Raw genomic sequence first — 10,859 nt, 5'->3', positions numbered from 1 at the left:
CTTCATTCGGAGTCCCTCCCGATGACGACGCCGTCGTGATCGTCGTGCTCGTGCAGCTGCACATGCACGCTCTCGGTGCGCGAGGTGGGCACATTCTTACCCACGTAGTCGGCGCGCACCGGCAGCTCGCGGTGGCCGCGGTCGACCAGCACCGCCAGCTGCACGGCTCGCGGCCTGCCCACGTCGCGCAGCGCGTCCAGGGCGGAGCGCACCGAGCGACCGGAATACAGCACGTCGTCGACGAGAATCACCAGCGCGTCGTCGATGCCACCGGCCGGAATCGAAGTGACCTCCAGCGGCCGGGGCGGCTTGGTCATCAAATCGTCACGGTACAAAGTGATGTCGAGGGCACCATGGCCGACATCGACACCGCAGAATTCACCGATATTGGCAGCCAGGCGTGCGGCCAGAGTCACCCCGCGGGTCGGGATTCCCAACAGCACCACGCGTGGCGCGTCGGGACTATCGAGCGCGGTCTTTTCGATGATCTGGTGCGCGATACGCGAAATCGTTCGGCCGACGTCGGCCGCCGACATCAATTCGCGGCCGGTTGCGGAATCACCCGCGGCACTCATGCGAAACCTTGACCTCCTTCTCCGCCTCTCGGGACGGATCGTTAAAGGATGTCGACTGTCGGGCAGCGTAGCATTCCGCGGCTCGCACGACGATGGCGGACGCGCCTGGGCCTATTTCCGCGGCCGCCGCGGACGCCGGCACCACACCCGCCACGAATGCCGCTTCGGCGTCTACGCTGGCGGAAATGACTGACACCAACCCCTCCGGCTTTCCGTCCGGATTGCAGCGCATGGACTTCGACGCTTTGTACCGCGGCGAGAGCCCCGGCCAGGGCATCCCGCCGATGACCACACCGCCATGGGATACCAAGGCGCCCAAGGAGAACGTCATCAGCTGGCACACAGGCGGCCGGGTGCACGGCAATGTCCTGGACATCGGCTGCGGCCTCGGCGACAACGCGGTGTATTTGGCCAAGAACGGCTACACCGTGACCGGGTTGGACATCTCCCCGACCGCGCTGATCACCGCCAAGCGGCGGGCCGAGGACGCCGGAGTCGACATCACGTTCGCGGTAACCGACTCCACCACGCTCGAGGGCTACACCGACGTGTTCGACACCATCGTGGACAGCGGGATGTTCCACTGCCTCGACGACGACGGCAAGCGCAGCTACGCGGCCGCCGCGCATCGCGCTACCAAGCCCGGCGCCACGCTGTTGATCAGTTGCTTCTCCGACGCCAACCCACCCGATCCACAGCGGCCACGGCCCGCGGTGTCGGAGCAGACACAGAGCGACGTCCTCGGCGGCGCCGGGTGGGATATCGACGCGCTGGAACCCGTCACGGTCCGACGCGAGGTCGACGGCAGCGAAATCGAAATGGCCTTCTGGTACGTGCGCGCCGGGCGGCGCTAACTCACCGCGGGCATGGCCACGAGTTCCCAGCTAATCTGACTCGCGTGACTGACGCTCACCCGTCCCGTCCACTTATCGGGTTCATCACCGGCGATAATGCGCCGCGGATCACCCCGGCACCGGTTAGCCGGGAGTGGATGTCAAAACAGTCGGAAGCGGACAAAGGTTGGCCCAGTCGGTGTTTACCGATGCTCATCGCCAATCAGAGCGGCTGGGAGCTGCGTAATCCGTACGCGTTCACCGCCACCTGGATTGCTCAAAACGACGGTATGGATGTGCTGATCGAACCCGACGAGTACGGAGCTAATCAATTACTGCCCCTTAGCCATTTCGGCAACGGCATCCTGACCTGGCGTCTGCCGATATTGTTCCGCACTCCGGCGGGGTACAACCTGTTGGCCCGCGGACCGGCGAACTATCCCAAGGACGGCGTGTGCCCGTTAGAGGGCATAGTCGAAACCGACTGGGCAAGTGCGAGTTTCAGCATGAGCTGGAAACTCACCCGCAAAATGCTGCCGGTGCGATTCGAGGTCGGCGAGCCGATCTGCATGATCGTCCCGCAGCGCCGAGCCGAGCTGGAAGAGTTCGCCCCGGAACTCAGGCGCATCGAGTCCGACGAAGACCTGCAGCGCAAGCATCGGTTGTTTCTCACCGAACGTGACACGGCACAGCACGCCGAGCAGCTGGCCAGGGTCGCCGCGGGAGACCGAGTCCAGTGGCAAGGCGACTACACCCGCGGCAAACACCGGGACGGCGAGGCCGGGGCACCGGATCACCAGACTCGCCGTAAGCTCCGCCCCTTTGCTCAGTCAGAACACGATAAGTCGCGATAGGCGCTTACCTGCGGGCGACCCGACGTCCCCTGATGGCCATGGCAAAGAGGACGTTTGGCCGGACCGGCGCAACGCCGATGCCTCAACAACAGCTGACGCCGGTCGTTGTCACACCGTGAGCAGGTCTAATGTCCTGCACTGGCGGGTTCTTAGTTTCCACAACTAACCTGGCCGGTGTGAGCGATACGCCCCGCCAGCCGGCCTACCCGCTAATCGGGTTCATCACGCGCGATAATGTGCCGCAGATTGCGCCGGCATCGACCGGCCGGGCTTGGATGCGGGAGATGGCGCAGCGGCAGACGGGCTGGCCCAATCGATGTCTGCCGATGCTCATCGCCAACCAGAGCGGCTGGGAGCTGCGCAATCCGTGCGCGTTCACCGCCACCTGGATGGGTCAGGAGAACGGCGCAGACGTGGTGATCGCACCCCATCAGCGCGACACCGGCCAGCTGCTGCCCGCCAGCCATTTCGGAAACGGCATCTTGACCTGGCATCTGCCGATTCTGTTCCGCACACCGCCGGGCTATAACCTGTTGGTCCGCGGGCCAGCAAACTATCCGAAGGACGCCGTATGCGCGTTAGAAGGGATAGTTGAAACCGACTGGACCAGCGCAAGTTTCAGCATGAACTGGAAATTCACCCGCAAAATGATGCCGGTGCGATTCGAGGTCGGCGAACCGATCTGCGTGATTGTCCCGCAGCGCCGAGCCGAGCTCGAACAGTTCGCCCCAGAACTCAGGCCTATCGAGTCTGACGAAGAGCTACGGCGCCAGTATGAGTTCTTTCTTGGCTCCCGCAGCGCGGCAAAGCAAGCCGAGCAGACAACCAGGATGGCCGCGGGAGAACAAGTGCAGTGGCAGGGCGACTACCTGCGGGGCAGACACACCGACGGCAACGCCGGGACATCCAATCACCAGACTCGCCGTCACCTCCGTTCCTTTGTCAGCCACAAGATGTGAAGCGGCAATAGACGCTGTTGTACCTACGCGCGCAACGGCGCTGGCTGGCTTCGGGCTAACCTGACCTGGTGAATCTCGATGGCAACCAAGCCTCCATCCGCGAGGTCTGCGACGCCGGCCTGCTCGCGGGTGCAGTGACGCTGGCATGGCAACACGGAGAAGTCCTGCAGGTCAACGAGATCGGGCACCGCGATGTCGACGCGGGCCTGCCGATGCAACGAGACACGCTATTTCGCATCGCGTCGATGACCAAGCCGGTCACCGTGGCGGCGATCATGAGCATGGTCGACGAGGGCAAGCTGACGCTGAAAGACCCGATCACGCGCTGGGTCCCGGAGTTGGCCGGCCTGCGGGTGCTCGACGACCCGCGGGGCCTGCTGGACCGCACCCACCCGGTGAACAGGGCGATCCTGATCGAGGATCTACTGACCCATACCAGCGGCCTGGCCTACGGGTTTTCGGTGTCCGGGCCGATCTCTCGGGCTTATATGCGGCTGCCGTTCAACCAGGGCCCGGATGTCTGGCTGACCGAGCTTGCCAAGCTACCGCTGGTGCACCAGCCCGGTGAGCGAGTTACCTACAGCCATTCCATAGATCTGTTGGGCGTCATCGCTTCTCGTGTCGACGGCAAACCGTTCCACCAGGTTCTCGATGAGCGGGTGCTGGCTCCGGCAGGCATGCCCGACACGGGATTCTTCGTCTCACCCGAAGCCCGGCGACGGGCCGCGACCATGTATTCGCTCGACGACAATCATCAGCTACGGCACGACGTGATGGGGCCGCCGCACATCACGCCGCCGTCGTTCTGCAATGCCGGCGGCGGGTTGTGGTCGACCGCGCAGGATTACCTGCGGTTCATCCGGATGCTGCTCGGCGACGGGACAGTCGACGGCGTGCGGGTGTTGTCGCCCGAGTCGGTATGCCTGATGCGGACCGACCGGCTCACCGACGAACAGAAACGCCATGACTTCCTGGGGGCGCCGTACTGGATGGGACGCGGCTTCGGGTTGAACTTGTCGGTGGTGACCGATCAGGCGAAGTCCACGCCATTGTTCGGGCCGGGCGGAGTGGGAACGTTCAGCTGGCCCGGCGCGTACGGGACGTGGTGGCAGGCGGACCCGACCGCGAATCTGATCCTGCTGTATCTGATTCAGAACATGCCCGACCTGACCGTGGACGCGGCCACTGCCGTCGCGGGCAACACGTCGCTGGCCAAACTACGCACGGCGCAACCGAAGTTCGTCCGGCGTACCTATCAGGCGCTCGACATCTAGCGCCGTGGTCGACTACCCACCCGACCGCATCATCGGGCCGCGGCTGCTGCTGCGGCTGCCCACGCTCGACGACGCCGGTGCGCTGTTCCAGCGGGTAGCCCGTGATCGCGCGGTCACGAAGTATCTGCTGTGGGCGCCGCATCCCGACGTGGCGACTACGCGACGGGTGATCGCCGAGAAACTCAACGCCACCGGCCAGGAGCGAACCTGGGCCATCGAACTGCGGCACAGCGGCGACGTCATCGGGCTGACCAGCTGCCGGCGCTCGTCGCCCGAATCGGTCGAAATCGGCTACTGCCTCGGCCGGAAGTGGTGGGGCAAAGGTTTGATGTCCGAGGTGCTGGACTTGCTACTGACCGCGCTGGAGGCCGACCGGAAGGTGAATCGTGTCTGGGCCACCTGCAGCGTCGACAACGTGCGATCGGCACGTCTGCTGGAACGGGCCGGGTTCGTGCTGGAAGGACGACTGGCACGGCACGCCGTCTACCCCACGATGGGACCCGAACTGCGGGACAGCCTGCTCTACGCCACCACCCGGCGTTGAGTGTGCGGCCGCGATGAGAAGTCGCCGAGATCTGCGCCCGGTGCGCACACGCGATGCCCAGGATGGGCACTCGACTCTCCAGCGGCTAAGCGTCGACCCGCCTGACTACGCGTTTTGGACTTCCAAGGCCCGGCGCGCGTAGGCCCGCACGTCGGCGTCGCTGTCCTTGAGCGCGATGCCGAGCGCATCACGAGCCGCGGCGTCGGCGGCCCAGCGGGTCAGGCTGAGCACCGCCGCCTTGCGCACGTCGAGGTGCGGGTCGGACAGCGCGCCGGTCAGCCGTGGCACCGCGAATTCGGTCGTGGCGCCGGCCAACGCGCGAGCCGCACCCACGCGTATCTGCCACGCCGGCGCTAGCAACGCGCGTTCGACGACAGCGAAATCGTCTTGGCCGCAGCCTAATTCACCGAGCGCAGCGAGCGCGGCCGCGCGCACCAACGGATCGGGGTCGGCGATCAGCGCGCTGACGGCCGCCACGCCGGAACGCAGGGTTGCCAAACCGGCGGCCGCCGTGATGCGGACCTCCCGGCTTTCGTCGCGGGTGGCCAGCTCGACCCCGGCTACATCGTCGACCGACACCAGCGCCCGCACCGCCTCGATACGCACCCGGTGGTCGGGATCGTCTAGGGCGCGGCGGTATTGGCCGGCCGCACCGGCCCGGCGGGCGGCCAGCAGGTAGACCGTGGCGGCCCGCACGACCGTGTCGGCCGACAGCAGATACGGCTCGGCGCCGGCCGGGTCGGGCAGCACTTCGACCAGCTCGCGGATCCCCTCGGCGCTGGTCCGGCGCACCCCGGCGTCGGCATCGTCGAGCGCTGCGAACAGGGCAGGCGCATACCCGTCGGGAATGTGCTCGGTCAGTGTTGCCACGGCGGTACGCCGCACCCCTGGATCGGCGTCGGCCAAATACGGCTGCAGCTCGGCGATCGTGGGCTCTTCGAGCGCGAGCACCTCGGCAATACGCGGTGACGGCGGCTCGAACGTGTTTGGGGCCACAGTGATTCGGGAACCGGCAGTGGCCGGGGCTTTGCCGCCGACCAGTGGTGGCTGCTCTACCTCGTGCACCGTCTGGTCGGTCGGCGGCAGGCCATCCAGCTCCGGGACCGATACCAGGTACGGGGCCACCGGGCGCTTGAGGAAGACCATCTGGCCGCCGGATCCCTTACGCAGGTTGAGGTGATAACCCCACTCGCTGTCATCGCGGACCGGCATGTCGGCGCGTTCGTGGTAGAGACCCCAACGGGACTCGGTGCGGGTGAGCGAGGATCGCGCGGCCATCTCGGCGCAGTCCCGGATGAACGACACCTCGACGGCCCGCATCAGCTCGTGCGGGGTGCGGGCACCCATCTCGGTGATCTCGTCTTTCATCCGATCGAAAGTGCGCACTGCGATCGACAGCTTGGCCGCCGTCTTCGGTGGCGCCACATAGTCGTTCACGAACCGCCGCAGCTTGTACTCGACCTGTGGCTGCGGCGGCCCATCCGGATGCTGCAGCGGCCGATAGATCAACTCGTGCGCCTCACGCAGTTGATCGTCCGGAAGTCGCTGCGGCGCAGTCACTTCTGTGCGCACCGAGGCGGCGTGACTGCCGGCCAGATCGCCGAATACGAAGGCCCCGATCATGTAGTTGTGCGGGACACACGCCAGATCGCCCGCGGCATACAACCCGGGGACCGTGGTTCGCGCATGCTCGTCGACCCAGACACCGGAAGCGGAATGACCACTGCACAAGCCGATTTCGGAGATGTGCATCTCGATGTCGTGCGTCCGGTAGTCATGGCCACGGTTGGCGTGGAATGTGCCCCGGGTGGGACGTTCGGTGGTGTGCAAGATGTTTTCCAGCGCCGTGAGCGTCTCGTCGGCTAGGTGCGAGACCTTCAGATAAATCGGCCCGCGCGCGGAGTCGATTTCACTTTTGACCTCCGCCATCATCTGGCCCGACCAATAGTCGGAGTCGACGAACCGCTCGCCGTCCGAATTGACCTGGTAGCCGCCGAATGGGTTCGCCACGTAAGCACAGGCCGGGCCATTGTAGTCCTTGATCAGCGGATTGACCTGGAAGCACTCGATCCCGGACAACTCGGCACCCGCGTGGTAAGCCATCGCGTACCCGTCCCCGGCGTTGGTCGGATTCTCGTAGGTGCCGTACAGGTAGCCCGATGCGGGCAGCCCGAGCCGACCGCAGGCCCCCGTCGACAGGATGACCGCCTTGGCGCCGATGGCGACGAATTCGCCGGTGCGCGTGTTCAACGCCGCGGCGCCGACGGCACGCGGCTCCCCGGAACTATCGTCGACCAGCACCCGCACCGGCATCAGGCGGTTCTCGATCTGGATCTTCTCTCGCATCGACCGCTGCCGCAGCACCCGGTACAGCGCCTTCTTGACGTCCTTGCCCTCCGGCATGGGCAGCACGTAAGAACCCGAGCGGTGCACCCGGCGCACCGCGTACTCGCCGTGCTCGTCTTTTTCGAACTTCACCCCGTAGCGCTCCAGCCGCTGCACCATGGCGAACCCGCGGCTGGCGGTCTGGTAGATGGTGCGTTGATTGACGATTCCGTCGTTGGCACGGGTGATCTCCGCGACGTAGTCCTCCGGCTCGGCCTTGCCCGGGATGACGGCGTTGTTGACCCCGTCCATGCCCATCGCCAGCGCACCGGAATGCCGCACATGGGCTTTCTCCAGCAGCAGCACCTGAGCGCCGTTCTCGGCGGCCGACAGCGCCGCCATGGTTCCCGCGGTGCCGCCGCCGACGACCAGCACGTCACAGTCCAGGCGTACCGGTGTGGCAGCATCCGGTATCTGCATCATGCGGCTACCGCCGAATGGTCTAGTGCGGCAATGACTTCGGCGCGAACGGCGCTGCGCTGCTGGTCGACGCGCGGCTCCGGCACGTCGACCAGAGCACGTAACGGCTGTCCGACCTTGCCCAGCACCGCGATGCGGTCACCCAGCAGCAGCGCCTCGTCGACGTCGTGCGTGACGAAGACGATCGTCGTCGGATGAGCACTCCAGGTTTCGATCAGCAACCGCTGCATGGCCGTACGGGTTTGAGTGTCCAAGGCACCGAACGGCTCGTCCATCATCACCGCACGCGGCGTCCCGGCCAGTCCGCGGGCCAGCTGGACACGCTGGCGCATGCCACCGGAGAGGCTCTTGGGCAGGTAGTCGCCGAAGCCGGTGAGACCGAGCTCGGCTATCCAGCGGTTGGCCTCCGCTCGGCGTCGGGCACGGGGCACGCCCCGCAGCCGCAGCGCCAATTCGATGTTGGATCGCACCGTGCGCCATGGCAGCAATGCGTTGTCCTGGAACACCATCCCCCGGTCGCCGGAGGTGGTGGTCACATCGGCGCCGTCGGCCAGAATCCGGCCGTGGTCGGGTCGTAGCAGTCCCGCCAGGGCGCGCAGCACAGTCGACTTGCCGCAACCCGAAGGACCGGTGAGCACCAGGATCTCCCCCGGACGTACGGCTATGCTCAGCCCGTCGATCACCGGATCATCGGTGTAGGACAGGCGAACTCGGTCCACTTCGAGACTCATCGCGTTACTTGTTGTAGTCATCGCTGCTCCTCCTTGGCGCGCGGCAGCCAGCTGGTCACCCGACGGCCCACGACTTCGACGGCCGCCGCTGTCGCGAATCCCAGCACGCCGATGGTGATGATGCCGACGAACACCTGGGGGTAAGCCAGCACGGTGTAGTCCTGCCAGGTGCGGTAGCCGATCCCGAGGCGGCCCGAGATCATCTCCGCGGAGATCACGCAGATCCACGCCACCCCCATGCCGACGGATAGGCCGCCGAACACTCCCGGCAGGATGCCAGGCAGCACCACCTGTTTCAGGACGTCCCACCGGTTGCCGCCGAGGGTGCGCACCGAGTCTTCCCACAGGGTGGGCAGCGCCCGAACCGCATGCCGGGTGCTGACCATGATCGGGAAGTAGGCCGCCAGAAACGTGATGAACACGATGCCCGACTCGTCGGTGGGGAACAGCAGAATCGCCACCGGCACGATCGCGATCGCCGGGATGGGCCTGGCCAACTCTGCCAACGGGCCAAAGGTGTTGGCGAACAAACGGGAGCGGCCCAGCAACACGCCCGTCGCGACGCCGATCACGGCGGCCAGTCCGAAACCGGTGAGAATACGGATCAACGACTGCGCCAGGTCAAGCCAGTACTCATAGGTGCCGAGCCGGCGCTGCAGCGCGTGCACGATCTCGGTGACGGTCGGCAACGTGTCGAATCGCAGCAGCAGCCGCACCTTGTCCGCGGTCAGCACCTGCCACAGCCCGATGGCGGCGGCAACCGAGGCCAGCCGCAGCAGCCGCGGAAACCATGGCGAGGCGGCACGCCGCGGGGCGCCGGTCGCTGCGACCACGTCGACGACGTGGCCGGTGACCGGCGCTGCCGGGTCGCCGGTCAAGAAAGCGGTCATACCGATCCTCCAAGGGCCTGTTCGTAATTCACGATGGCGCCGCCAGGGTGAGCGGCGAGATAGCGATGCGCGCCGGCCGGAGTTCCGAACGGGAGGTAGTTCTGACCGTCTTGCACCCAGACCGCCTTGTCGGCGAACCACCGGGTGCCCAGCTCAGCGTCGGGAACATAGGCGGCGCGCACTTTGGCACCGCGGGCGGTCGCGACCCGGACCGCCCGCAGCAGGCCGTTCGGGTTGGCCATCGTCTGGGTCGAATCGGAGCCGTCCAGCCACAGTTCGCTTGCCAGGGCGGGATCCCCGCTAAGCACCGACGGGTTGGCGGAAGCGGCCAGGGTGGCGTCGTAGTTGCGGCCGCGAGCACCGAACACGGCGCGCAGCGGCGCATCCTGGACGAAGCCGGCCACATCGAGGTCGGCGAAGTCACCGATCGACTTCAGGTACGGGACATCGTTTTTCAGCGCCTCGATCAGCGATGGCTTGAGCGTGGTATCGAACGAGGTGCCGCCGGGACCGTTGTAGAGGTAGACCACTTCCTGCGGCAGCCCGCTGCCCTGGGCGACGATGCGTGCCGCCTCCAATGGCTTCTGATTGAGGAAGTCGGTGGCATCAAGTTGCGCCTGCAGGAACGCCCCTAGCACCTCCGGGTGAGCGCTCGCATACGAGCGACGCACCACCACACCGTGCAGGGTCGGCAGGTTCAGTTCGGCGCCGTCGTACAGCAGTTTGGCCTTGCCGTCGAAAACCAGCAGCCCGGGCCACGCGACGAACTGCGAAAGGCCTTGTACCTGACCGGACTCCAGAGCCGAGGCACCTACCTGTGGCTGCTGGTTGAGTACCTCCACGCCTGAGATCGCGGCCCGGTCCAGCGCCCGCATCAACGTGCCATGACCCGCCGAGCCCGCGCTCGCCGAGACCTTCGAGCCGGCCAGGTCGTTCAATGTGGTGGCCGACGAACCGGGCGCCACCACCACCATGTTCAGGGCGCCCTTGGGGTTGTAGCCGGTGATCGAGACGATCTCAGTTTTCGCCAGCGGGTTGGCCTGCGTCTTGGAACCGTTGATCAGCATGGGGTAATCCCCCATCGAGCCGATGTCGATCTTCTCGGCCAGCATCTGTGCGGTGATCGGGGCACCGGTGTCGTAATCCTGCCACCGGACCGCGTATTTGGTGCCGGTACGGGTAGTGATGTCGGCGAGCCGGTGCTCGAGATAGCCCTGCGCGCGCAGTAGGGTCCCCGCGGTCACGGTGTTGATGGTCTTGGACTGATAGCCGATGACGACGTTGACCACACCGGAGGACGCCGAGAGTGATTCCAGCGAGCAACCGGACAGGGCCGCGATGATCGCGGCGGCGACCGACACCAGCACAGTGGCGTGTCGTTTCATAAAAGATCC

The 10,859-nt window shown here is 66.0% G+C and carries 10 protein-coding genes; 5 read left to right on the top strand and 5 right to left on the bottom strand.

Annotated features, from left to right (window positions below):
- Nucleotides 1-2: 2 nt before the first annotated feature.
- Nucleotides 3-575: a bifunctional pyr operon transcriptional regulator/uracil phosphoribosyltransferase PyrR gene (gene pyrR, locus H7K34_RS17355; protein ID WP_264063225.1), complete on the bottom strand. Its 573-nt coding sequence runs from the start codon at nucleotides 573-575 to the stop codon at nucleotides 3-5.
- A gap of 221 nt (nucleotides 576-796) precedes the next feature.
- Between pyrR and H7K34_RS17350 the strand changes: the two genes are divergently transcribed.
- The 5 genes from H7K34_RS17350 to H7K34_RS17330 all read left to right on the top strand — a co-directional run bounded on the left by H7K34_RS17350 (nucleotide 797) and on the right by H7K34_RS17330 (nucleotide 5,039).
- Nucleotides 797-1,429 carry a class I SAM-dependent methyltransferase gene (locus tag H7K34_RS17350; protein WP_264063593.1) on the top strand — a complete coding sequence of 211 codons (633 nt, stop codon included), beginning with the start codon at nucleotides 797-799 and terminating at the stop codon, nucleotides 1,427-1,429.
- A gap of 44 nt (nucleotides 1,430-1,473) precedes the next feature.
- Nucleotides 1,474-2,262: a DUF6065 family protein gene (locus H7K34_RS17345; RefSeq protein ID WP_235616761.1), complete on the top strand. Its 789-nt coding sequence runs from the start codon at nucleotides 1,474-1,476 to the stop codon at nucleotides 2,260-2,262.
- A gap of 176 nt (nucleotides 2,263-2,438) precedes the next feature.
- Nucleotides 2,439-3,221 (top strand): DUF6065 family protein, encoded by a 783-nt coding sequence (locus tag H7K34_RS17340; protein WP_264063224.1) that lies wholly within the window; start codon nucleotides 2,439-2,441, stop codon nucleotides 3,219-3,221.
- A gap of 68 nt (nucleotides 3,222-3,289) precedes the next feature.
- Complete coding sequence (locus H7K34_RS17335; protein WP_264063223.1) at nucleotides 3,290-4,495, top strand: serine hydrolase domain-containing protein; 1,206 nt, start codon at nucleotides 3,290-3,292, stop codon at nucleotides 4,493-4,495.
- Between the two features lie 4 nt (nucleotides 4,496-4,499).
- Nucleotides 4,500-5,039, top strand: coding sequence for a GNAT family N-acetyltransferase (locus tag H7K34_RS17330; RefSeq protein ID WP_108922592.1), 540 nt, complete (start codon nucleotides 4,500-4,502; stop codon nucleotides 5,037-5,039).
- 105 nt (nucleotides 5,040-5,144) lie between these two features.
- Here H7K34_RS17330 and H7K34_RS17325 read toward each other — a convergent pair whose 3' ends face one another.
- From H7K34_RS17325 to H7K34_RS17310, 4 genes are read right to left on the bottom strand one after another with little or no spacing between them, the layout of a single operon-like run.
- Complete coding sequence (locus tag H7K34_RS17325) at nucleotides 5,145-7,847, bottom strand: fumarate reductase/succinate dehydrogenase flavoprotein subunit (protein ID WP_264063222.1); 2,703 nt, start codon at nucleotides 7,845-7,847, stop codon at nucleotides 5,145-5,147.
- Nucleotides 7,844-8,596 (bottom strand): ABC transporter ATP-binding protein, encoded by a 753-nt coding sequence (locus tag H7K34_RS17320; protein WP_264063221.1) that lies wholly within the window; start codon nucleotides 8,594-8,596, stop codon nucleotides 7,844-7,846. The genes H7K34_RS17325 and H7K34_RS17320 overlap by 4 nt, the downstream gene beginning before the upstream one ends.
- Entirely contained in the window at nucleotides 8,593-9,465 is an 873-nt protein-coding gene (locus tag H7K34_RS17315; protein WP_264063220.1) for an ABC transporter permease, read from the bottom strand. Before H7K34_RS17315 ends, H7K34_RS17320 begins: the two co-directional genes overlap by 4 nt.
- Entirely contained in the window at nucleotides 9,462-10,850 is a 1,389-nt protein-coding gene (locus tag H7K34_RS17310) for an ABC transporter substrate-binding protein (RefSeq protein ID WP_264063218.1), read from the bottom strand. Before H7K34_RS17310 ends, H7K34_RS17315 begins: the two co-directional genes overlap by 4 nt.
- Between the last annotated feature and the right edge of the window lie 9 nt (nucleotides 10,851-10,859).

The sequence above is a fragment of the Mycobacterium montefiorense genome, from assembly GCF_025823255.1.
Classification (GTDB): domain Bacteria; phylum Actinomycetota; class Actinomycetes; order Mycobacteriales; family Mycobacteriaceae; genus Mycobacterium; species Mycobacterium montefiorense.
Note: the sequence above shows the minus strand (reverse complement) of the source record. Positions and strands in the feature narration are given on the sequence as shown.

What these genes read in the sequence shown, in the direction of transcription:
- pyrR (WP_264063225.1), bottom strand. Translation starts at nt 575, where the DNA reads ATGAGTGCCGCGGGTGATTCCGCAACCGGCCGCGAATTGATGTCGGCG.
- H7K34_RS17325 (WP_264063222.1), bottom strand. Translation starts at nt 7,847, where the DNA reads ATGATGCAGATACCGGATGCTGCCACACCGGTACGCCTGGACTGTGAC.
- H7K34_RS17320 (WP_264063221.1), bottom strand. Translation starts at nt 8,596, where the DNA reads ATGACTACAACAAGTAACGCGATGAGTCTCGAAGTGGACCGAGTTCGC.
- H7K34_RS17315 (WP_264063220.1), bottom strand. Translation starts at nt 9,465, where the DNA reads ATGACCGCTTTCTTGACCGGCGACCCGGCAGCGCCGGTCACCGGCCAC.
- H7K34_RS17310 (WP_264063218.1), bottom strand. Translation starts at nt 10,850, where the DNA reads ATGAAACGACACGCCACTGTGCTGGTGTCGGTCGCCGCCGCGATCATC.